19 protein-coding genes are annotated in these 22,616 nt (G+C 70.7%); 9 read left to right on the top strand and 10 right to left on the bottom strand.

Features of this window, described 5'->3' with window-relative positions; all coding sequences use genetic code 11:
- Window positions 1-105 precede the first annotated feature (105 nt).
- The 5 genes from VA596_RS24175 (at window position 106) to VA596_RS24195 (ending at window position 8,352) form a co-directional block, all read left to right on the top strand.
- On the top strand, window positions 106-3,057 hold the full coding sequence (locus tag VA596_RS24175) for a ribonucleoside-diphosphate reductase subunit alpha (protein ID WP_323330284.1): 2,952 nt from the start codon (window positions 106-108) through the stop codon (window positions 3,055-3,057).
- A gap of 14 nt (window positions 3,058-3,071) precedes the next feature.
- On the top strand, window positions 3,072-4,145 hold the full coding sequence (locus VA596_RS24180; RefSeq protein WP_323330286.1) for a ribonucleotide-diphosphate reductase subunit beta: 1,074 nt from the start codon (window positions 3,072-3,074) through the stop codon (window positions 4,143-4,145).
- A 156-nt stretch (window positions 4,146-4,301) separates the two neighbouring features.
- Window positions 4,302-5,762 carry a cytochrome P450 gene (locus tag VA596_RS24185; RefSeq protein ID WP_323330288.1) on the top strand — a complete coding sequence of 487 codons (1,461 nt, stop codon included), beginning with the start codon at window positions 4,302-4,304 and terminating at the stop codon, window positions 5,760-5,762.
- 237 nt (window positions 5,763-5,999) lie between these two features.
- Window positions 6,000-7,820, top strand: a complete 1,821-nt coding sequence (locus VA596_RS24190) for a putative bifunctional diguanylate cyclase/phosphodiesterase (protein ID WP_323330290.1) — start codon at window positions 6,000-6,002, stop codon at window positions 7,818-7,820.
- A 70-nt stretch (window positions 7,821-7,890) separates the two neighbouring features.
- A complete protein-coding gene (locus VA596_RS24195; RefSeq protein WP_323330292.1) occupies window positions 7,891-8,352 on the top strand; it encodes a peroxiredoxin in 462 nt (153 codons plus the stop codon).
- On the opposite strand, the gene VA596_RS24200 is transcribed toward VA596_RS24195, so the two are convergent.
- The 5 genes from VA596_RS24200 to VA596_RS24220 all read right to left on the bottom strand — a co-directional run bounded on the left by VA596_RS24200 (window position 8,349) and on the right by VA596_RS24220 (window position 12,813).
- Window positions 8,349-8,876, bottom strand: a complete 528-nt coding sequence (locus tag VA596_RS24200) for a GNAT family N-acetyltransferase (protein ID WP_410171920.1) — start codon at window positions 8,874-8,876, stop codon at window positions 8,349-8,351. The two genes, VA596_RS24195 and VA596_RS24200, sit on opposite strands and share 4 nt — an antisense overlap.
- 17 nt (window positions 8,877-8,893) lie before the next feature.
- Entirely contained in the window at window positions 8,894-9,424 is a 531-nt protein-coding gene (locus VA596_RS24205; protein WP_323330294.1) for a GNAT family N-acetyltransferase, read from the bottom strand.
- 41 nt (window positions 9,425-9,465) lie between these two features.
- Window positions 9,466-10,635, bottom strand: a complete 1,170-nt coding sequence (locus tag VA596_RS24210) for an LCP family protein (protein ID WP_323330296.1) — start codon at window positions 10,633-10,635, stop codon at window positions 9,466-9,468.
- Between the two features lie 136 nt (window positions 10,636-10,771).
- Window positions 10,772-12,025 (bottom strand): cyclopropane-fatty-acyl-phospholipid synthase family protein, encoded by a 1,254-nt coding sequence (locus VA596_RS24215; protein ID WP_323330298.1) that lies wholly within the window; start codon window positions 12,023-12,025, stop codon window positions 10,772-10,774.
- A gap of 95 nt (window positions 12,026-12,120) precedes the next feature.
- Window positions 12,121-12,813 carry an alpha/beta hydrolase gene (locus VA596_RS24220; protein WP_323330300.1) on the bottom strand — a complete coding sequence of 231 codons (693 nt, stop codon included), beginning with the start codon at window positions 12,811-12,813 and terminating at the stop codon, window positions 12,121-12,123.
- 131 nt (window positions 12,814-12,944) lie between these two features.
- On the opposite strand from VA596_RS24220, the gene VA596_RS24225 reads away from it, so the two are divergent.
- Both VA596_RS24225 and VA596_RS24230 read left to right on the top strand, forming a co-directional pair.
- The gene (locus tag VA596_RS24225) at window positions 12,945-13,673 is read left to right on the top strand and encodes an SIS domain-containing protein (protein ID WP_323330302.1); all 729 of its coding nucleotides are present in this window, start codon (window positions 12,945-12,947) and stop codon (window positions 13,671-13,673) included.
- Between the two features lie 97 nt (window positions 13,674-13,770).
- Window positions 13,771-14,931, top strand: a complete 1,161-nt coding sequence (locus VA596_RS24230; RefSeq protein ID WP_323330304.1) for a serine hydrolase domain-containing protein — start codon at window positions 13,771-13,773, stop codon at window positions 14,929-14,931.
- A gap of 136 nt (window positions 14,932-15,067) precedes the next feature.
- On the opposite strand, the gene VA596_RS24235 is transcribed toward VA596_RS24230, so the two are convergent.
- Both VA596_RS24235 and VA596_RS24240 read right to left on the bottom strand, forming a co-directional pair.
- Window positions 15,068-16,942 (bottom strand): ABC transporter ATP-binding protein, encoded by a 1,875-nt coding sequence (locus VA596_RS24235; RefSeq protein ID WP_323330306.1) that lies wholly within the window; start codon window positions 16,940-16,942, stop codon window positions 15,068-15,070.
- Window positions 16,943-17,039: 97 nt separating this feature from the next.
- A complete protein-coding gene (locus tag VA596_RS24240) occupies window positions 17,040-17,483 on the bottom strand; it encodes a MarR family winged helix-turn-helix transcriptional regulator (protein WP_323330308.1) in 444 nt (147 codons plus the stop codon).
- 72 nt (window positions 17,484-17,555) lie between these two features.
- On the opposite strand from VA596_RS24240, the gene VA596_RS24245 reads away from it, so the two are divergent.
- Together VA596_RS24245 and VA596_RS24250 are read left to right on the top strand one after the other, a co-directional pair.
- Window positions 17,556-18,407: an LLM class flavin-dependent oxidoreductase gene (locus VA596_RS24245; protein ID WP_323330310.1), complete on the top strand. Its 852-nt coding sequence runs from the start codon at window positions 17,556-17,558 to the stop codon at window positions 18,405-18,407.
- A gap of 72 nt (window positions 18,408-18,479) precedes the next feature.
- Window positions 18,480-19,805, top strand: a complete 1,326-nt coding sequence (locus VA596_RS24250; protein WP_323330553.1) for a glycosyltransferase 87 family protein — start codon at window positions 18,480-18,482, stop codon at window positions 19,803-19,805.
- On the opposite strand, the gene VA596_RS24255 is transcribed toward VA596_RS24250, so the two are convergent.
- The 3 genes from VA596_RS24255 to VA596_RS24265 form a co-directional block, all read right to left on the bottom strand.
- Window positions 19,792-20,001 (bottom strand): helix-turn-helix domain-containing protein, encoded by a 210-nt coding sequence (locus tag VA596_RS24255; protein WP_003071237.1) that lies wholly within the window; start codon window positions 19,999-20,001, stop codon window positions 19,792-19,794. The genes VA596_RS24250 and VA596_RS24255 overlap by 14 nt on opposite strands.
- A 178-nt stretch (window positions 20,002-20,179) precedes the next feature.
- Entirely contained in the window at window positions 20,180-21,808 is a 1,629-nt protein-coding gene (locus tag VA596_RS24260) for an ABC-F family ATP-binding cassette domain-containing protein (protein WP_323330327.1), read from the bottom strand.
- Between the two features lie 146 nt (window positions 21,809-21,954).
- Window positions 21,955-22,605 carry an acVLRF1 family peptidyl-tRNA hydrolase gene (locus VA596_RS24265; protein ID WP_323330330.1) on the bottom strand — a complete coding sequence of 217 codons (651 nt, stop codon included), beginning with the start codon at window positions 22,603-22,605 and terminating at the stop codon, window positions 21,955-21,957.
- Window positions 22,606-22,616 lie beyond the last annotated feature (11 nt).

A 22,616-nucleotide genomic window follows, 5' to 3' on the forward strand; every position in this document is an offset into this window, starting at 1 on the left:
TGCAGAGAACTGCCGGGCGTCTTTGAAGAACCTGCAGCGCACGGCCTCGCGAGGCCGTGTGGCGATCCAACGCGTCCATTTTCCGAGAGCACCGTGGAGACACGCATGTCAGTCGAAACCGGTCAGCGGCCGCCCGCCGCCGCCGACTCCAGTTCCACCGCGATCCGGGTCATCCGGCGGGACGGCAGCGTGTCGCCGTTCGACGCCGGGAAGATCTCGGTCGCGCTGACGAAGGCGTTCCTCGCGGTCGAGGGCGGCGACGCCGCCGCGTCCTCCCGCGTGCACCACGTCGTCGCCGAGCTCACCGAGCAGGTCGAGACGACCCTGCTGCGCCACGCCGGCCCCGAGACCGCCCTGCACATCGAGCAGATCCAGGACATCGTCGAGCTCGCGCTGATGCGCGGCGAGCACCACAAGGTCGCCCGCGCCTACGTCCTCTACCGCGACGAGCGCATGAAGGCCCGCGAGGCCGCCAAGCCCGCCGCGACCGAGGTCGCGCTCAGCGTCAAGGGCGTCGACGGCGTGCTGCGCCCGCTCGACTGGGCCCGCGTGTCCCACGTCGTGGGCGAGGCCGTCGCCGGGCTCGAGGACGTCACCGCCGAGCCGGTGCTGGCCGAGGCCAAGCGCAACCTCTACGACGGCATCAGCGCCGACGAGCTCGCCCTGGCCCAGATCATGGCCGCCCGCGTGCTGGTCGAGCAGGAGCCGAACTACTCCTACGTCAGCGCCCGGCTGCTGCTGGACAAGCTGCGTGGCGAGGCCCTGAGCTACCTCGCGAAGAAGCCGCGCCTGGCCAGCCAGGACGAGATGGCCGGCGAGTACCCGGCGTACTTCCGCGCCTACCTGCGCCGCGCGGTCGAGCTGGAGCTGGTCGACGGCGAGCTGCTGTCCTTCGACCTGGACAAGATCACCGCCGCCATCGAGGCCAAGCGTGACCTCGACTTCGGCTTCCTCGGCCTGCAGACGCTGTACGACCGGTACTTCCAGCACCACAACGGCACCCGCTTCGAGCTGCCGCAGGCGTTCTTCATGCGCGTCGCGATGGGCCTGGCGATCCGCGAGGACGACCGCGAAGCCCGCGCGATCGAGTTCTACGAGCTGCTCTCGACGTTCCACTTCATGGCCTCGACGCCGACGCTGTTCAACTCGGGCACCACGCGCGCCCAGCTGTCGTCCTGCTTCCTCACCACGGTGGACGACGACCTGGACTCGATCTTCCAGGCGTACAAGAACAACGCGCTGCTGGCCAAGTACTCCGGCGGCCTCGGCAACGACTGGACCCCGGTCCGCGGCCTCGGCGCGCACATCAAGGGCACCAACGGCCAGTCGCAGGGTGTCGTGCCGTTCCTCAAGATCGCCAACGACACCGCCGTCGCGGTGAACCAGGGCGGCAAGCGCAAGGGCGCGGCCTGCGCGTACCTCGAGACCTGGCACGTGGACATCGAGGAGTTCCTCGACCTGCGCAAGAACACCGGTGACGACCGCCGGCGCACGCACGACATGAACACCGCGAACTGGGTGCCGGACGAGTTCCTGCGCCGCGTCGAGGCCGACGCGCAGTGGACGCTGTTCTCGCCGAACGAGACCCCGGACCTGCACGACCTCTACGGCAACGCGTTCTCGGACCGCTACCGCGAGTACGAGGCCGCCGCCGACCGCGGCGAGATCAAGGTGTTCCGGCGGGTGCGGGCGGTGGAGCTGTGGCGCCGCATGCTCACCATGCTGTTCGAGACCGGCCACCCGTGGATCACGTTCAAGGACCCGTGCAACCTGCGCTCGCCGCAGCAGCACGTCGGCGTCGTGCACTCGTCGAACCTGTGCACCGAGATCACGCTGAACACCAACAGCGAAGAGGTCGCGGTCTGCAACCTCGGCTCGGTCAACCTGCTCAAGCACGTCACCCCCGAGGGCCTGGACACCCAGCGCCTCGAGAAGACCGTGCGCACGGCCGTCCGCATGCTGGACAACGTGATCGACATCAACTTCTACACCATCCCGGAGGCGCGCCGCTCCAACCTGCGCCACCGCCCGGTGGGCCTGGGCATCATGGGCTTCCAGGACGCGCTGTTCGAGATCGGCGTGCCGTTCGCCTCCGAGGACGCCGTCAAGTTCGCGGACGTCTCCATGGAGCACCTCTCCTACTACGCGATCTCGGCGTCGACCGACCTCGCCGAGGAGCGCGGGCAGTACCAGTCGTTCGAGGGATCGCTGTGGAGCAAGGGCATCCTGCCGATCGACTCGCTGCAGCTGCTCATCGACGCCCGCCAGGGTGACGGCCTCGTCGTCGACACCTCGTCCACCTTGGACTGGGCGCCGCTGCGCGAGCGCGTCAAGACCGTCGGCATGCGCAACTCCAACGTGATGGCGATCGCGCCGACCGCGACGATCTCCAACATCTCCGGCGTCGGCCAGTCGATCGAGCCGCTGTTCCAGAACCTGTTCGTCAAGTCGAACATGTCCGGCGACTTCACCGTCGTCAACCCGCACCTGGTCAAGAGCCTCAAGGCCCGCGGCCTGTGGGACGAGGTCATGGTCAGCGACCTCAAGTACTTCGACGGCAGCCTCGGCCAGATCGACCGCGTGCCGGCCGACCTGAAGGCGCTGTACGCCACGGCGTTCGAGATCGAGTCGAAGTGGATCGTCGACGCCGGTTCGGTGCGCCAGAAGTGGATCGACCAGGCGCAGTCGCTGAACCTGTACATCGCGGCGCCGAGCGGCCGCAAGCTCGACGAGCTGTACCGCTACGCGTGGCACAAGGGCCTCAAGACCACGTACTACCTGCGGGCGCAGTCCGCGACGCACGTGGAGAAGAGCACCCTGCGCGGCACCGACGGCAAGCTGAACGCCGTCTCGGCCACCCCGGCCCCGGCGGCTCCCGCGGCGGCGGCTCCGGCCCCCGCGCCGGCCGCGGCTCCGTCGCCGTCGGCCTCGGTCCCGGCCGTGCCGGTGACCGCGCCCGAGCCGAAGGAGATGCCGAAGGTGGAGGACGTCGACTTCGTCGCCACCGAAGGCGCCGCCTGCCGGATCGACGACCCCGACTGCGAAGCCTGCCAGTAAGGAACCCGAAGAACATGACCAACGTGGAGACGACAGGCGCCACCGGCCTCGGCGAGATCGAGGTCGGAGCCGCCCGGATCAACGTCGACGACAAGCGCATGATCAACGCGCGCGCCGACGTCAACCAGCTCCTGCCCATGAAGTACACCTGGGCGTGGGAGAAGTACCTGGCCGGCTGCAACAACCACTGGATGCCGACCGAGGTCGCCATGCAGGCCGACATCGCGCTGTGGAAGTCGAAGGACGGCCTCACCGAGGACGAGCGGCAGATGCTCAAGCGCAACCTGGGCTTCTTCGCGACCGCGGAGTCCCTGGTGGCCAACAACATCGTGCTCGCGGTGTACCGGCAGATCACGAACCCCGAGTGCCGCCAGTACCTGCTGCGCCAGGCGTTCGAGGAGGCCGTGCACACGCACACCTTCCAGTACATCTGCGAGAGCCTCGGCCTGGTCGAGGGCGAGCTGTTCAACATGTACCGCGAGGTCCCGTCCATTTCGGACAAGGACGCGTGGGCGCTGAAGTACACGCAGCACCTGGAGGACCCGGACTTCGAGACCGGGACGCCGGAGGCCGACACGGCGTTCCTGCGTGACCTCGTCGCGTTCTACGTGATCTTCGAAGGCATGTGGTTCTACACCGGCTTCGCGCAGATCCTCTCGCTCGGCCGCCGCAACAAGATGGTCGGCATCGCCGAGCAGTACCAGTACATCCTGCGCGACGAGTCGATCCACCTGAACTTCGGCATCGACTGCATCAACCAGATCAAGATCGAGAACCCGCACCTGTGGACCCCGGAGTTCCAGGAAGAGGTCCGCGGGATGCTGAAGGACGCGTGCGAGCTGGAGGTCGCGTACGCGCGCGACACCATGCCGCGCGGCATGCTCGGCCTGTCGGCGCAGCTGTGCGAGCAGTACATGCACTTCATCACCGACCGGCGCGCGCAGCAGATCGGCCTCCAGCCGATCTTCGGCGAGACCGAGAACCCGTTCCCGTGGATGTCCGAGGCGATGGACCTGAAGAAGGAGAAGAACTTCTTCGAGACCCGCGTCATCGAGTACCAGTCGGGCGGCGCCCTCGACTGGGACTGACGTCTCCCGCTGCTCCAAAACCGTGAAGGCCACCTTGAGGGACTCTGAGTCCCTCGAGGTGGCCTTCACGGCTCACCCGAAAAGAGGACACCTCCACCTGTTGTCAGGTGGTCAACAAGGGTGCATCGTGGAGGCATAGCCGATCTCGACGGGGAGATGGTCACCTTGACGAGCACTGTGGGCCGGGCCGCCGAAGCGCTGCGTGAACGCGTTCCGCCGCTGACCTCGCTACCGCTCCCCCCGGGCGTCGACCGGCGGTGGCTGGCGTCGCGCTGGCCGGTCAAGGAGCTCGCGACGCCGCCCGCCGGCAGCGGCCTCAAGCCCGTGCTCGGCGACGAAGGCCCGCCGGTCGTCGGGCACATGCTCGAGATGATGCGCTTCGGGCCCGCCTTCGGACTGCGCCGCCACGAGCTCTACGGCCCGGTGTCGTGGACCAAGGGGTTCGGCAGGCGGATCGTCGCGCTGTCCGGGCCGGAGGCGACGCAGATCGCGCTCGTCAACAAGGACAAGGCGTTCTCGCAGGAGGGCTGGAAGTTCTTCATCGAGAGGTTCTTCGAGCGCGGCCTGATGCTGATGGACTTCGGCGAGCACCACCTGCACCGCCGGATCATGCAGGAGGCCTTCACCCGCGACCGCCTCACCGGCTACGTCAACGAGATGGGCCCCGCCCTGCGCGAAGGCGTCGCGACCTGGGGAGCGAGCGAGCGGCCGCGGCTGTACTGGTCGCTCAAGCAGCTCACCCTCGACGTCGCGACCCGCGTGTTCATGGGCATGCGCAGCGGCGCCGACGCACACCGCATCAACCGCGCCTTCGTCAGCTCAGTGCGGGCCGGCACCGCGCTCGTGCGCGTCCCGGTGCCCGGCGGGCGGTGGTCGGCCGGGCTGCACGGGCGACGGGTCCTGGAGCGCTACTTCGGCGAGAACCTGCCCGCCAAGCGGGCCGCCGACGGCGACGACCTGTTCGCCGCGCTCTGCCACGCCACCACCGAGGACGGCGACCGGTTCACCGACACCGACATCGTCAACCACATGATCTTCCTGATGATGGCCGCGCACGACACGACGACCATCACCAGCAGCGCCATGGCCTACTACCTCGCCAAGCACCCGGAGTGGCAGGAACGGGCGCGCGAGGAGTCCCTGGCGCTGGGCGACGACGTCCTCGACATCGCGACCATCGACAAGCTCGAGACGCTCGACCTCGTGATGAAGGAGGCGCTGCGGCTGGTCGCGCCGGTGCCGACGCTGACCCGCCAGACCGTCAAGGACACCGAGGTCCTCGGGCACTACATCCCGGAGGGCACGCTGGTCGGGGTGTCACCGACGGTGAACCACTTCTCGCCGGAGTGCTGGACGGACCCGTTCACCTTCGACCCCGAGCGGTTCGCCGAACCGCGCCGCGAGGACAAGTCGCACCGCATGGCCTGGATGCCGTTCGGGGGTGGGGCACACAAGTGCATCGGGCTGCACTTCGGCGGTCTCGAGGTCAAGCTGCTGATGCACGAGATGCTGCGCGCCTACCGCTGGTCGGTTCCGGAGAGTTACACCGCACGCTGGGACTACGTGTCCCTGCCGGTGCCGGCGGACGGCCTGCCGGTGCGGTTGACGCCTCGCTGACCCGCCACCCGTCCGTGGCCCGATACACATGGTGACACGATGTCACCAATCGTGGAGGTCTGTCACTCGTTCAGCCGGTAGACACCCCGGTACGCACATGATGGCGTGGCATCGGTCGCGGCCGAGGAACACCCCCTGGGGGGTCAAGATCCCGGACACCGGGCCTGAACTGGCCAGACCTGTGCGTGAAGTAGGTGGAGAGTGTCTGAGCCCGGTGCCGCGCCAGGGTTGCTGGACGTGGCCCGCAGGTGGGCGGCGACCCTCGCTGACACCAAAGGAGTAACGCTTCCCCCGGAAGAGCTCGAACAGCTCTTGCTCGGGGTCGCGAACGACGCCGTCGACCACGTCAGCTCGGGGCACGACGGGGCGCTGCTGCGGTTCAGCGCGCTCTACGCCGCGTCGCCGATGGGGATCGCGCTGGCCGACCCGGACGGCGAGGTCGTCGAGGCCAACCTCGCGCTGGGGCAGCTGCTCGGCTGCCCGCCGGACCGGTTGCGCGGCCGGCACATCACCGGCCTCGGCTCGACCGACCACGACGTCTCCCGGCTCAAGGCCGGGCTCGAGCAGGTGAGCTCCGGGGTCGAGCGCTTCCGGGAGCGGATGCTGCTCGACCACGCCGAAGACGGCCAGCTCTGGACCGACGTCACGCTCGCCCGGCTGCCCGGCGACCGGCCGGGCTCGGTGTACCCGGTGCTGATGGTGTCCGACGCGAACGAGCTGCACCTGCTGCAGGAGCGGCTGGTCCACCAGAACGTCCACGACCCGCTCACCGGGCTGCCGAACGCCTCGTCGTTCAGCACCAAGCTCGAAGCGGCGCTCACCGCCGGTGCCCGTGACGACATCGCGCTGATCTACCTCGACGTCGACGGCTTCAAGGTCGTCAACGACGGCCTCGGCGCCGGGGTCGGCGACCAGGTGCTGCGCGGGGTCGCGGGCAAGCTGTCGGCGGTGTTCACCGGCCACCACGACGGGTTCGTCGCGCGGCTGTCCGGTGACGGCTTCGCGGTGCTGCTGCGCGGCCGGCTGTCGGCCGCCGAGGTCGTCGAGCTGGTCGAGCGCGCGCTGGAGGACCTCAACGAGCCGATCTACCTCGGCGGCCACGGCATCGGCGTGAGCGCCAGCGCGGGCATCGTGGTGCGCGCGGCCGTCGAAGGCGGGGCCGCGGAGCTGCTGCGGGCCGCGGAGATCGCGCTGCACCGGGCCAAGGAGGCCGGCAAGGCGCAGTGGATGCTGTTCGACCCGGAGCTGGACGCCCGGGACCGCGGCCGCTACCAGCTGGGCGCGGTGATCGCCGGCGCCCTGGAGAACGGCGAGTTCTCGCTGGTCTACCAGCCGACGGTGAAGCTCTCCGACACCGGCAGGATCGCCGCGGTCAACGCCGGCCTGCGCTGGAACCACCCGGAGAAGGGCGAGCTCGACTCCGACGAGTTCTACCCGCTGGCCCAGACGACCGGGATGACCGTGCCGCTCGGCCGCTGGCTGCTGGCCGAGTCCCTGGCCGCGACCGCCCGCTGGCGGACCCGCCTCGGCGACGCCGCGCCGGACGTCTGCGTCCGGCTGCCCGCACGCCTGGCCATCGACCCGGACCTGGTGCTGCTGGTCCGGGAGCAGCTGGACAAGCACGAGCTGCCGGCGACGGCGTTGCGGCTGTGCACCGACCGCGACTCGGTGCTCGACCCGCGCGGCGAGGTGCTCGACTCGTTCGCCGTGCTGGCCGACCTGGGCACGCAGCTGGTGCTGACCATCTCCGGCTCGGCGGACCTGGAGCTGATCCCGCAGCACGGCCTGCCGGTGCGGCACGTGATCCTGTCCGGCCCGGTGATCGACGCCCTCGACGCCGACGAGCCCGCCGAGCCCGACATCCGGCACCTGACCCAGCTGGTCACCCGCGCCCGCGAGCTGCAGCTGAAGGTGGGCGCGGAAGGCGTCCGCACGCACGAGCAGGCGACGAGGCTGCGCCAGCTCGGCGTGGTGGCCGCACGCGGGCCGTTCGCGAACGACTCGGCCACCGGCGACGAGGTCGACGCGCTGATCGCGCGGCACCCTGGCGGATCTTGACCAAGCCGGTCGCCCGGCGGCTCCGAACACCCGGCAAGATGGGTTCTGCCGCCGACGAGAAGGGACCTCCATGGACGCCGGAGACCTCGCCCCCGATTTCACGCTGCCCGACGACCAGGGCCAGGAGCGCAAGCTCTCGGACTTCCTGGCCACCGGCCCGGTGGTGCTGTTCTTCTACCCGGCCGCGATGACCGGCGGCTGCACGGCGGAGAGCTGCCACTTCCGCGACCTCGCCGCGGAGTTCGCCGAGGTCGGCGCGCACCGTGTCGGGATCAGCCCGGACGGCGTCACCAAGCAGCGCCAGTTCTCCGAGGCCAACGGCTTCGACTACCCGCTGCTGTCCGATGTGGAGGGTGAGGTCGCCAAGCAGTTCGGCGTGTGGCGCAAGCTCCTTCCCCTGCACGCGAAGCGCGCGACCTTCGTGATCGGCGAGGACCGCCGGGTGCTCGAGAAGATCAAGAGCGAGCTGAACTTCACGGTCCACGCCGACCAGGCGCTGAAGGTCCTGCGGGAGCGCAACAAGGTCTCCTAGGCGGTCAGCCGCCACACGTGGTTCGTACCGGCGCAGGACGGCGCCAGCGGCTTGTCCTCCGGTTCCTCGCGCACCTTCGTGAACCCGAGCCGGGCCGGCACCGCGCCGCTGCGGGTGTTCAGCTCGTCGTGCTTGATCTCGACGTAGCCGGCGCCGAGGCGGAACGCCTCCGCCGTCAGCAGCGCGACGGTCCGGGTCATCAGGCCGCGCCCGGTCCAGCCGGAGGCGAGCCAGTAGCCGATCTCGACACCGCCGTCGCGGGTCATCACGCCGACGCCGCCGGTCACTTCGCCGTCCTCACCGATCGCGTACTCGTACGCTTCGCCGCTCTCCCAGCGTTTCCCGGTCAGCCGGAGGAACTCCGACGAGTCGTCCGAGGTGTAGCCGCCGGTCGCCCAGAACAGCCACGGCCCGAGGTGCTCGACGGAGCCGCTGACGAGCCGGGTCAGCAGGTCACGGTCGCCGGGGTGCCAGCGGGTCAGCGTCAGGTCACCGTCGCGGTAGGTCTCGGCCGGGGTTTCCATGCGCGAGGTCTCCTCTCTCAGGGGCGCTCGAGCCGCCAGACCACGGCGGTACCGGAGCACGCCGGCGCCCGGTCCGGGTCGGCGGTTTCCTTGCGTGCGGGCGAAAACCCTAGCCGGGCCGGGATCGCGCCGCTGCGGGCGTTCAGCTCGTCGTGCTTGATCTCCACGTAGCCGGCGCCGCGGCGGAACGCGTCGGCGATCAGCGACTCGGCCGCGCGGGTGATCAGACCTCGGCCGGTGAAGGCGCGGACGAGCCAGTACCCGAGTTCGACCCCGGCGTCGCGGGTGAACACGCCGATCCCGCCCGCCAGCTCGGTGCCGACCCGCAGCGCGTACTCGTACGCCCGGCCGGTTTCCCAGTTGCCGTGCGTGAGACGGAGGTACGCCGCCGCGCTGTCGGCGGTGTACCCACCGGCCGCCCAGGGCAGCCAGTCGGCGAGGTGCGCACCGGACCCCGAGACGGCGGCGGCCAGCGCCGAGCTGTCCTCGAAGCGCCAGCGCGCCAGCGAGAACTCGTCGCGGGTCAAGGCCTCGGCCGGGGTCTCCATCGACCCATGGTGCCCCGGCCGGGCCGTGCCGCGCGCGGGAATTAGTTGACGATGACGCTGTCGGGCACTTCGGTGTCGTTCTTCAGCGCGTCGAACAGCTGCTTCGACTTGTTCTTGTCCCAGTTCTCCGCCGAGCCGCTCGTCACCGGGACCGTCGTGGTCACCACGCCACCGGAGGAGATGCCGCGCATGGCGATCGCCAGGCCGGCGAGGTTGTGCACGTGGTCGCCCGAATCCATGGTCAGCGCGTCCGGCGCAGCGGACAGCAGCGGGAAGAAGTCGAACGGGTTGAGCAGCGTGCCCGGGCTGGCGATCTGGCTGACCAGCGCGCCGATGAACTTGCGCTGGTTGGCGACGCGGTCGAGGTCCGAGCGCGGGGTCGCGTCGCTGTGCCGCATCCGGACGAAGCCGAGCGCCTCGCGGCCGTCGAGGGTCTGGGGGCAGCCGGCCTTGATGCTGATGCCGGTCACCGTGTCGTTCATGTCCTTGTCGATGCACATCTCGACGCCGCCGATCGCTTCGACGATCTTGGCGAACCCGCCGAAGCCGATCTCCGCGTAGTGGTCGATGTGCAGGCCGGTGGCGCCTTCGACGGTCTGCGCGAGCAGCTTCGGCCCGCCGAGCGAGAACGCCGCGTTGATCTTGTTGGTGCCGTGGCCCGGAATCTTGACCTGGGAGTCGCGCGGCAGCGAGAGCAGCGTCGGCTTGGTGGAGTTGTCCGGCAGGTGCGCGACCATGATCGTGTCGGTGCGCTGCCCGCCGGCGGCCGCGACGTCACCCGTGGCGAGGTTCTCCTCGTCGGCCGCGGTGAGGCCTTCGCGGCTGTCCGAGCCGACGATCAGCCAGTTGGTGCCGGCCGCGGCGACCGGGCGGCCTTCGTAGTCGGCCAGCGCGTCGACGCGCTTGATGGAGAACTCGAGGTAGACCCAGATGCCGGCGAGGAACACGACGAACACCAGCAGCAACGTCATCAGGATCCGGCCGAAGCCCCAGCGGCGACGCCCGCGCGGCGGCCGGGACGGCGGGTAGTCGTCGTCCTGGCGCGGCGGAGGCTGCCGCGGCGGCGGCTGGGGCGGCACGTAGTCCTGCTCGCGGTGGCCCATCGGGCGGGTGCGTTCGTCGTACGGGCTCTGGCCGCGCCCGGGCAGCGGCATCATCTGCGCGCGCTGGTGGTCCCGGGGGCGCCCGGCGGGCGGGCGGGGCGGGGGCATCCGGCGTCCGCCGTCATCGCCACGGTACGTCATCACCCATCACCCAATCCCGATTCGGACAAACACGTCGTCGTCAGTCAACCGCACGTCCTCGAAAGGAGGACGTGCGGCACCGGGTCGGGGTTGCCGACGGAGGTTACTTGTCGGTCACCTCGTAGCCGAACTGGTGGACCTTGAGGTACCCGGAGCGGAACCCGGCCTCGGAATAGGCCAGGTAGAACTCCCACATCCGGCGGAAGACGTCGTCGAACCCGAACCCGGCGATGTCGGTCCAGCGGTGCAGGAACCGTTCGCGCCACAACCGTAGCGTGTGGGCGTAGTCCTGGCCGAACTCGCGCATCCCGGCCAGCTTGAGCCGGGTGTTGGTGACCAGGCCGTCCTCGATCGAGCGGACCGACGGGATGATGCCGCCGGGGAAGATGTACTTGTGGATCCAGGTGTAGGCCCGCGACGCCGCCATCATCCGGTCGTGGTCCATGGTGATGGCCTGCAGCCCGAACCGGCCGCCGGGGCGCAGCCGCTCGCCGATGGTCGCGTAGAACGTCGGCCAGTAGGACGCGCCGACGGCCTCGATCATCTCGACGCTGACCACGGCGTCGAACTGCCCGCTCGACTCGCGGTAGTCGCACAGCTTCACTTCGACGCGGTCGCTGAACCCGGCCGCGGCGATACGCTCGGTGGCCAGCGCGCGCTGCTCCTCCGAAATGGTGAGCGACGTGACGACGGCGCCGCGCGCGGCGGCGCGGATCGCGAGTTCACCCCATCCGGTACCGATTTCGAGGACTTCGCTGCCCGCGCGGACCCCGGCGTAGTCCAGCACGCTGTCGATCTTGCGGTGCTGGGCGGCGGTGAGGTCGTCGGCCGGGCCGAACAGGGCCGAGGAGTACATCATCGACTCGTCGAGGAACGTGGCGAACAGGTCGTTCGACAGGTCGTAGTGCCGGTGGATGTTGGCCCGCGCGCCTTCGAGGGTGTTCTCCTCGGCCGGCGGCTGGGTGCGCTCGGCGATCTTCCGGAACTTCTGCAGCACCGGTGGCACGAGCGTGGCCATCCGCTCGGCGAACGGCGTCAGCACCTCGGCCAGGTCGGACGCGGTCCAGTCACCGGCCATGTAGGACTCGCCGAAGCCGATCTTGGCGTCGACGCCAAGGCGGTGGAAGAAGGCCTCGGGGCGCAGGATCCGCATTTCGGGTGATTCCGGCCCGCCGTTGCCCAGCACCGTCCCGTCCGGGAAGACCACCCGGACGTCGAGCGGGCGGACCGCGCGGCGGAACAGCGAGGCGGCGATCCGCGCCCGCAGCGCGGAGTGCGGTGGGGTGGCCAGCCCCGGCCACCGGTTTTCGTCGGGGACGTCCTGAGCCGACACACGGTCGACACTCGAGGTGGTCACGGGTTCTCCCTCCGCCCGGCTTGGTGCGCCGGTGATCGATCGTAGTCGCCGCACCCCCGCGGCGCGCTTCACTGAATGCCCTGTTCGGGGCGTTGTCACACGGGTATTCGGAGCCGCTGGGGTCCCGGCGCGGCCCACGCCCCCGTGAGTGTTTCGTCGGTGCTCCCGGCGATTACTTCCATTGTGAAAGCAATCGCCAGCCGGGTCCAGACGGAAGAGCGGCGAAGCATGGCGTGGCCCTCGTTGGCGATCTCGAACCGGGCAACCCGGGCGGCGACGCCCTCGGCGCGTTCGGCGAAGGCGTGGGACTCGGCGGGGCTGGTCATCCGGTCGCGGGTGCCGTGCACGACGAGCACCGAGCACCCGGCGACGGCCTCGACCGGCTCACCCCGCGGCGTCCAGGGCGCCAGGGCGCAGACCCCGCGCACCGCCGGGTCGTCGGCGACGCGCAGCGCCACCCGGCCGCCCATCGAGTGCCCGACCAGCACCACCGGCAGGCCGGGGTGGTCGGCGTGGATGCGCTCCAGGGCCCAGCGGGCGTCCTGGATCGGGTCCATGGCGGGGGCGTTCCAGCCGTACCGGCGGTTGCGCAGCAGGCGCACCTCGACGCCGTGCCCGCGGCCGGCCCGGTGCAGGGCGCGCGCGATCGGCACCATCCGCAGGTAGGCGAGCTTCCAGGGCGGTACGCCGCCCGTGCCGTGCTCCGCGCCGCCGTGCAGCACGAGCACGACCGCTTCGGTCCGCCCGCGCGCCGGCCACACCGAGACCGCCGGTTCCGCTTCGCTCACCCCAAGCCCTCCCATAGTCCGGGACCCGCCGCCCGCATCCGGATAAACCTGGAACGGCCACCCGGCTATTCCACCGCGTACCACCATCTTCGCGGTAGATTCGGCGCCCGATCCCCGACGGAAGGGTGGGTGTGGTGAGCACCACGGACATCTCGGGCAGTGTCGCCAAACAGCTGGCGGACGTCGAGCAGGCCAACGCCGAGGCCGTGCGGGCCGCGGCCGATCTGGTGCTGGGGGTGATCCGGGCCGACGCACTGGTCTATACCGCCGGGGCCGGGCACTCGCTGGCGGCCGTCGCCGAGACGTTCTACCGGGCCGGCGGCCTGGCCTGCGTGTACCCGCTGTACCACCCGGAGCTGCTGCCGCTGCACGGCGCGGTGAGCAGCACGAAGACCGAGCGGCGCACCGGCCTGGCCGCCGAGGTCCTGGCCGAGCGCGCGCCGGGACCGGACGACGTGCTGGTCGTGTTCTCGACGTCCGGGTCGAACCCGTACCCCGTCGAGCTGTGCATCGAGGCGCACAAGCGCGGGGCGGCGGTCATCGCGATCACGTCGCGGGCGTGCGTGGCCGCGGCGCCGCGGCGCTCGTCGAGCAACCTGGTCGAGCAGGGCACCGTCGTGCTGGACTCGCTGGTCATCCCCGGTGACGCGAGCTACCCGCCGGACGCCCCGCGCACCGCGCCGCTGTCCACTGTGGTCAACGCGTTCCTGTGGAACCTCGTGCTCGCCCAGGTCTACGACCGCGGCGTCGCCGAGGGCCTCGACGTCCCGTTGTGGCGCAGCTCCAATGTGGAGGGCGGCGACCAGGCGAACGAGGCGCTGCTGGCGAAGTACGGCGCGATCGTGCCGCAACTGAAGTAGCGCACGGGCCGGGCATGCCTTGACGGCGTGCCCGGCCCCCTCTAGCGTCGCCATACCGACTGGTCGGTGTGCTCAACGACGAGCTGAGGAGACTCCCATGGACGATCCGACGGTGCACGGCACCTGCGCCCCCGGGTTCGAGCCGGTCCGCGCGGCGTTCGAGGAGAACTTCCGCGAGCGGGGCGAGCTGGGCGCGGCGTTCACGGCGCTGCGCGACGGCGAGGTCGTCGTCGACCTGTGGGGTGGCTGGGCCGATCCGGACCGGGCGCGGCCGTGGCAGGCGGACACCCTGGCCAACGTCTGGTCGACGACCAAGGGCATGACGGCGATCTGCGCGCACCGGCTCGCCGACGCCGGCGAGCTGGACGTCGACGCGCCGGTCGCGAAGTACTGGCCCGAGTTCGCCGCGGCCGGGAAGGCGCGGGTCCCGGTGCGGTGGCTGCTCTCGCACCGCTCCGGCGTCCCCGGGATCGGCCTCGAGCGGCCGGTGGCCGTCGAGGAGCTGTACGACTGGGACCTGATGACGTCCTTGCTGGCCGCTCAGGAACCGTTGTACGAACCCGGTTCCGCGGGCGGGTACCACGCGCTGGCCTACGGCTGGCTCGTCGGCGAGGTCGTCCGGCGGATCGCCGGGCAGGGCGTCCGCGAGTTCTTCGCCGAGCAGGTCGCGACGCCGCTCGGGGCGGACTTCTCGATCGGGCTGGGCCCGGACGCCGACCTCGGCCGCTGCGCAACCCTCGTCGACCCGGTGCTGACCGAGGAGATGGTGAACGCGCTGGCCACGGCCTTCGCCGCGGCCGGGCCCGTCGCGCAGGCGGCGTTGACCAACCCGCAGCTGGCGGGGCACCACGCGAACGAACCGGCCTTCCGCCACGCCGTCATGCCGGCCCTGAACGGCCACGGCACGGCCCGCGGCATCGCCACGATCTACGGCGGCCTGCTGGACGGCACGCTGCTGTCGGCCACCGGGCTGGCCCGAGCACGGGAAAGCCAGGGCAAGGAGATCGACGCCGTGCTCGGCCTCCCGAACGAGTGGGGCCTGGGCTTCTACCGCGGCAGCGACGCCCGCGGCTTCGGCCCCAACCCCGCGGCCTTCGGCCACGACGGCCTCGGCGGCTCCACCGGCGCCGCCGACCCGGAGAACGGCATCGCCTTCGGCTACACCCTCAACCAGCTGGGCCCCCTGATCCGCGACGACCCCCGCAAAATGGCCCTGGTCCAAGCCCTCTACACGTGCGTCAAGGGGCATCAAGCGTGATCAGCGGGGCATCACCCGTGTCTGCAGGGGCATCACGCGTGATTGGAGGGGCATCACTCCGATGCCCCGCCAATCACGGGTGATGCCCCCTCAATCACGTGTCATGCCTCTTCAATCACGCGTGATGCCCTTCTGATCACGCCGCGGCGGGTTCTTGGTCGGCGAACTGGGTGGCGTGGAGGGTCGCGTAGCGGCCGTTCGCGGCGAGGAGTTCGTCGTGCGTGCCGCGCTCGACGATCTCGCCGTGCTCCAGGACCAGGATCTGGTCGGCGGCGCGGACCGTCGACAGCCGGTGCGCGATGACCAGGGCCGTGCGGCCGGCCAGCGCGTGGGTCAGGGCTTCGCCGACCGCCGCCTCGGACTCGGAGTCCAGGTGCGCGGTCGCCTCGTCGAGGACGACGACCTTGGGCTGCGCGAGCAGCAGCCGCGCGATCGTCAGCCGCTGGCGCTCGCCGCCGGAGAGGCGGTAACCCCGCTCCCCCACCGTGGTGTCGAGGCCGTCCGGCAGGGAGTGCACCAGCTCGCCGAGCCGGGCGCGCTCCAGCGCTTCCCAGATCTCGTCGTCGGTGACGCCCGGGCGTGCGTAGGCCAGGTTCGCGCGGATCGTCTCGTGGAACAGGTGCCCGTCCTGCGTGACGACGCCGACGGTTTCCCGCAGCGAAGCGAAAGTCAGGTCGCGAACGTCCACATCGGACAGCCGGACCGAGCCCGAGTCGACGTCGTAGAGCCGCGGCAGCAGCGACGCGATCGTCGACTTCCCCGCGCCGGAGGACCCGACCAGCGCGACCATCTGCCCCGGCTCCGCGCGGAACGAGATCCCGTGCAGCACCTCTTCGCCGCCGCGGTGGTCGAGCGTCGCGACGTCCTCCAGCGACGCCAGCGAGTACCGGTCCGCGGCCGGGTAGCCGAAGCGGACGTCGGAGAACTCCACCGCCACGCCCTCCTCGGACGCGGGCAGCGCGGCAGCGGACGGCTTCTCCTGGATCATCGGGTCGAGGTCGAGCACCTCGAAGACGCGCTCGAACGACACCAGCGCGGTCATCACGTCGACGCGGACGTTGGCCAGCGCGGTCAGCGGCGCGTAGAGCCGGGTCAGGAGCAGCGCCAGCGCGACGACGGTGCCCGGCGCGAGCTGGCCGGTCAGCGCGAGGTAGCCGCCGAGGCCGTAGACCAGCGCCTGCGCGAGCGCCGAGACGAGCGTCAGGCTGGTCATGAACCAGCGGGTCAGCATCGCGGTCCGGATGCCGATGTCGCGCACGCGCCCGGCGCGCACGCCGAAGTCGTCGGCCTCCTGCACCGGGTGGCCGAAGAGCTTGACGAGCGTGGCGCCCGGCGCGGAGAACCGTTCGGTCATCTGCGTCGTCATGCCGGCGTTGAGGTTCGCGGCTTCTCGCTGCAGCCCGGCCATCCGGCGGCCGAGCCGGCGCGCCGGCAGCACGAAGATCGGCAGCAGCACCAGGGCGAGCAGCGTGACCTGCCAGGACAGCGTGAGCATGACGGCCAGCGAGAGGGCCAGCTGGATCGTGTTGGTGACCAGGCCGGACAGCGTCGCGGTGAACGTCCGCTGCGCGCCGATGACGTCGTTGTTCAGCCGCGAGACCAGCGCCCCGGTGCGGGTGCGGGTGAAGAACGCGATCGGCATGCGCTGCACGTGCTCGAAGACCGCGCGGCGCAGGTCGTAGATGATGCCTTCCCCGATGCGCGCGGACTGCCACCGCTCGATCAGGCCGAACCCGGCGTCGGCGACGGCCAGCCCGGCGATCACGATCGCCAGCCAGATCACGACGGACAGGTCGTGCCCGCTGACGATCGCGTCGACCACCTTGCCCGCCAGCACCGGTGTCGTCACGGCCAGCACCGCCGAGACGACGGTCAGCACCAGGAAAATGAGCAGCGCCCGCCAGTGCGGCCGGGCGAAGCGGGCGACCCGCTTGAACGTGCCGCGGGTCAGCGCCTTCGGCACGTCGTTGGCGCGCATCGCCGAGCTGAGCAGCGCCCAGGTGTTGTCCACGGGAGACCCCCAGTTCCAAAACCTCTACCAAAGCTGAGGTTTTCTTCGGATATGACCTGGACAACGCGGTTGCCGTCCGATTGCTTCCCGATCGCGTTCACTCGCCGCGAACGACCAGCTGCAGCGCGGCACGCAGCCGCTCCGCATCGGCGCCCAGGGGCGCCAGCAAGAGGGTCTCGGCTTCGCCCGTGGCCGCTTCTCCGGCCTGGCGAACCCGCTCCCCCTCCTCAGTCAACCGGACGAGGCGCTTGCGGCGGTCACCGGGCGCGACCTCGCGCCGGACGAGCCCCTTCGCCTCCAGCTCGTCGACGAGCGCGACCATCGTCGTCCGGTCGATGCCGAGCCGGGCCGCGCCGTCCTGCTGCGACTGCGCCGGGCCGTCGCCGAAGAGCGTGAGCAGCGCCAACTGCCGCCCGGTGACCCCGAGCGGCTCGTACAGCGGCTCGGCCAGCTCGTACAGCCGCAGCTGGGCGTGCTTCAGCAGGTAGCCGAGCCGCCGGGTGACCGCGGGCGGCGGGCCGGTCTCGAGGTCGCTGGACATGCGAGAACTCTACCCCTACCCTGATCGTCAGTCTTGCTGATGATTTTTTTAACTGATAATCAGGAGCGCGCCATGACCACCGTGGGTCTCAAACCGTCCCAGCAGCACGTCAGCGTTGCCACCCTCCGCGAACTCTGGGCGATCGCCGACGACGGCGGCTTCGACGGCTGCTGGGTGTTCGACCACCTCGCCCCGATGGGCCCGGACCGCACCGGCGACATCTTCGACGGCTGGAGCCTGCTGGCCGCGATGGCCGAGGCGACGAAGCGCGTCCGCCTCGGCTGCCTGGTGTCCGGCAACACCAACCGGCACCCCGGCACGTTCGCCAAGATCGCGGTGACCGTCGACCACCTCTCCGGCGGACGGCTCGACGTCGGCCTCGGCGCGGGCGGCGACGCCCTGACCGACACGATGATGGGCACGCCGACCGCCCCGGCGGTCGAACGCGTCGAAAGGCTCGCCGAAACCTGCGAGATCCTCCGTCTGTTGTGGACGAGGCCGGTCACCGACTACGACGGACGGCACTACACGCTGACCGGCGCGCTCAGCGATCCCAAACCAGTACAGGAAAAGCCGCCGCTGTGGCTCGGCAGCAGCGGCGAGAAGCGCGGCCTGCGCGTGGTCGCCGAACACGCCGACGTCTGGCTCAACGCGGCCCTTCCCGGCACGGAAATCGTCGAACTGCAACGGCTTTCGTCGGTTCTCGACCGCCATTGCGCCGAGATCGGCCGTGACCGGGCGGAAATCCGGCGCGCGGTGCAGTTCCGCGTGCCGTCCGATGCGGACAGTGCGCTGCGGCTCGCGGAGAGCTACGTCGAAGCCGGGTTCACCGAGCTGGTCCTGATGCCGACCGGGCACGGTGACGTCGTCCGCGCGTCCGAAGCCGCCGCGAAACTGCTGCCCCGCCTGCGCGACCTCGGCTGAAGCGGACCGCGGGCCGCTCGGTAGCCTGACCTGGTGGAAACGGAGGTGGGCCTGGCGCCCGAGCGGGGGCGCGTGGTGCGGTTCTTCACGGCAACGGCCCACTCCCCCGGGCCCGGCCCGCTGAAGTGGGACCTGGGCTTCTACCTCGGCTGCCTGGCCTTCGCGCTGCCGACCGCGCTCGTCGCCGAGTTCTACGGCTACCGCGTCTGGGGCAACTTCGCGACGGCCGCGTACGGCTTCGGCGCGCTGCACAGCGGCTGGCTGCTGCTGTCCGCACGCAACGGGCGTACGCCACGCGGCCTACTCGGTTCGCGCTGGTGCGGGATCGCCGCCGTCGCCCTGTTGGCGATGATCCTTCCGTTGGCAGTCCTGGTGATTCGCCGCCTGACCGGAGTGGACTGGCTGATCACGCCGGTCTCGTGGGCCGCCCAGCCCGAGGTCTGGGTGATCGAGCGGTCCGCGGATCTGCTGCTGCACCACGGAACCCCGTACGTCGACGTCACCGCGCTCGGCCGGGCGCCGGTGGTCAACGACTACACGCCCTACGGCCCGGTGATGACGGTCTTCGGCCTGCCGCGGGCGCTGTTCGGCGGCACCCCGCTGACCGACGCCCTCACCGACGCCCGCTGGATGTTCGCGCTCGCGGCCTGCGCGTGCGTGCTCGGCACGCTGAAACTGCTGAAGTGGCCGCGGGTCCCGGTCGGTGCCGCGCAGCTCGCGCTGGCCTGCCCGCTGACCGCGCTCACCTGGGCCGTGGCCGGCCCGGACCTGGCCATCGTGGGACTGCTGGTGCTCGCGTGCGCACTCGCCGCGACCGGACGCGGTGCCTGGGCGGGTGTCGTGCTCGCGCTGGTGGTCAGCGCGAAGCTGATCGTCGCGCCCGCGGCCGCGGTGCTGGCCGTCTTCGTGCTGGTACGCCGGGGAAAGGGGCTCGACTGGCCCGCGCTGGCGCGGTTCGCGATCGCCCTGGTGGCCACGACGGCCGTGCTGCACCTGCCGGTGTACCTGGTGGATCCGGCGGCGTTCGTGGAGCACGTCTTCCGGTTCCCACTGGGGATGGGTGTCGTGCGGTCACCCGCGGCGAGCCCGCTGCCGGGTCACCTCATCGCCGAAACCGGGGCGATCGGCCAGGTGGCGGCGTTCGTGCTCGTCGGCGCCGCGGCCGTCGCGATGCTGGTCTGGCTGGTGCGCCGGCCCCCCGCGAACGGCTCCGGTGCACTGCTGCGCATCGCCGTCGGACTCGGCGCGTTGATCCTGCTGACTCCGGCCACTCGCTACGGCTACCTGGTGTACCCGCTGGTCCTCCTCGGCGGGTACCTGGTGTTCCGCATGGCCGAAGCCGGGACTCACGGTCCCGCTGCGCCCCCCGCGCAGCAGTCAGCGGCTACTTCTTCTTGACCCGAGTGGCCCCGCCGCGCCCCCGCAGCTGAACGCCGGACTCCGACAGCACCCGGTGGACGAACCCGTAGGAGCGGCCCGTCGACTCCGCGAGGGCCCGGATGCTCGAGCCCTTCTCGTATTTCTTCTTGAGGTCAGCGGCCAGCTTGTCGCGCGTGTTGCCGGTGATCCGCGCGCCTTTCTTGAGATCAGCCACGTCGATCGCCTTCCCGCCGAGAGTGTTCTGGGCCACATATCGGCCCCTGCCGGGGCAATGATCGAACACTGAGCGCCGGAATGCCAGACGACAGCCCTAAAACGGCCGAAACTGCGATCACATTGGGCCATTCCAGTGCCTCACCGGCAGTGATCTTGCACCCGAATGGACGCACGGCTCACGCAAGCTGGACAAGTTCCAGATAGTCCGGCGACCAATGGTCCTCGGTGCCGTCGGGCAGCAGGATGACCCGCTCCGGCTCCAGGGCTTCGACCGCGCCCGGGTCGTGCGTCACCAGGACGACGGCACCCGAGAAACTACGCAAAGCGTCCAGGACCTGGGCGCGGCTGGCCGGGTCCAGGTTGTTCGTCGGCTCGTCGAGCAGCAACACGTTGGCAGCGCTGGAGACCAGGCCGGCCAGGGCGAGCCGGGTCTTCTCACCGCCGGAAAGCGTGCCGGCGGGCTGGTCGAGTTGTTCGCCGGTGAAGAGGAACGAACCGAGGAGGTTCCGCAACTCCTGCGCGCCCGTGTCCGGAGCGAGATGTCGGATGTTTTCCCACACCGACGCATCATGATCAAGAGTTTCGTGTTCCTGTGCGTAATAGCCCAAACGCATTCCGTGACCCGGGACGATGCCGCCGGTGTCCGGCGTTTCCATTCCGCCGAGCAGCCGGAGCAAAGTGGTCTTTCCGGCGCCGTTCAACCCGAGCACGACCACCTTCGAGCCGCGGTCGACGGCGAGGTCGACGCCGGTGAAGATTTCGAGCGAGCCGTACGACTTCGACAGCCCCTCCGCCATGAGCGGCGTGCGGCCGCAGGGCGCGGGCTCGGGGAACTTGATCCGGGCGACCTTGTCGGCCTGGCGGGTGGCGTCGAGCGAGGACAGCATCTGCTCCGCGCGCCGCGCCATGTTCTTGGCCGCCACGGCCTTCGTCGCCTTCGCGCCGAGCTTCGCGGCCTGCGTCTGCAACGCCGACGCCTTCTTCTCGGCGTTGGCGCGCTCGCGGCGGCGGCGCTTCTCGTCGGTGGCGCGCGCGTCCAGGTACCGCTGCCAGCTCATGTTGTACAGGTCGAGCTCGCCGCGGGTGGCGTCGAGGAACCAGACCTTGTTGACGACGTCGCCGAGCAGCTCGACGTCGTGGCTGATCACGACCAGGCCGCCGTCGTGCTGCTTGAGGAACCCGCGCAGCCAGTTGATGGAGTCGGCGTCGAGGTGGTTGGTCGGCTCGTCGAGCAGCAGGATCGTCTCGGACTTGCCGCCCGCGCCGGCCTCGGCCGCGGCGAACAGGATCCGGGCCAGCTCGACGCGGCGGCGCTGGCCGCCCGAGAGCGTCCCCAGCGTCTGCGAGAGCACCCGGTCGGCGAGGCCGAGGTTGGAGCAGATGCGGGCCGCTTCGCTTTCGGCGGCGTACCCGCCCTGCGAAGAGAACCGCTCTTCGAGCCGGGCGTAGCGGTCGATCGCCTTGTCGCGCTGCGCGTCGTCGACCAGCTCGGCCATCAGGGCCTGGGCCTTCTCCATGTCGCGCATCAGCTTGTCGAGGCCGCGCGCGGAGAGCACGCGGTCCTTCGCCGTGACGGACAGGTCGCCCTCGCGCGGGTCCTGCGGCAGGTAGCCGAGCTCGCCGCTGCGGCGGACCTCGCCCGCGTGCGGCTCGCCTTCGCCGGCGAGGACCTTCAGCGAGGTGGTCTTGCCCGCGCCGTTGCGGCCGACGAGGCCGATGCGGTCGCCGGGCTGGATGCGGATGGTCGCGCCGTCGAGCAGGATGCGCGAACCCGCGCGCAGCTCAAGGCCGGTGGCCGTGATCAAGGAAAACTCCCGGTAAAAGGGGGTGAAAGGTGGACAGCGTCAAGCAGCCGGTCGGGTTTGACCGGCGCGACGGCTCACTCCAGAAGGATCTCCACGCAACCAGTGTACGGGGCGGTGTCCACGGGTTTTCGGCGACGTGTGCGGGCTCACCCGTCGCGCAGCGTGATCTCCACGTCGAGGGCCCGGACGGCGGCTTCTTCCAGCAGGCCGCGGCTCGGCTCGCCGAGCTCCAGCACGCGCGGCTCGGCGCGGGCGAACAGCGGCGCCAAGCGGCGGTCCGTGCGCAGCTCGTCCAGGGCCCGCCGGTCGCCGCCGAGCACGACGGCGTCCACTTCGGACAGTCGGGGGACGAGCACCTCGGCGGCGTCGCGCGCGGCCGCCTGCAGCGCGTGGCGCGCCTGTCCGTCCCGACGCCGGGCGAAGCGCTGCTGCGACCAGCCGCCCGCGGCGGACCGGCCGTGGACGAGGTGCCGATCGGTGCGGGAGACCTCGACCCGGCCGTCGTAGGCGATGCCGACGCTGTGGCTGCCGAGCCGCACCAGCAGGAGCGCGATCCGGCGTGGTGCCAACGCGTGCGCCACAAGGCCTTCGAGCGAAAGGACTTCCGACGGTCCGAAAGGGACGGTCGCGACCGCCGTGGTGCCGTCGCCCGCGACCACCCGGACCTCGCCGGGGGTGGCCTCGGTCGTCACGACGCCGTCGTGCCGCCCGGCGAACCGGTCGAACCAGCCGGCGAGCCGGTCCGGCGGGACCTCGACCGCGCGCCCGCCGCCCGCGACCTCCCGTGCCTTCGCCATGGGCCCAACGG

It is taken from the genome of Amycolatopsis heterodermiae (assembly GCF_034929455.1).
Classification (GTDB): Bacteria; Actinomycetota; Actinomycetes; order Mycobacteriales; family Pseudonocardiaceae; genus Amycolatopsis; species Amycolatopsis heterodermiae.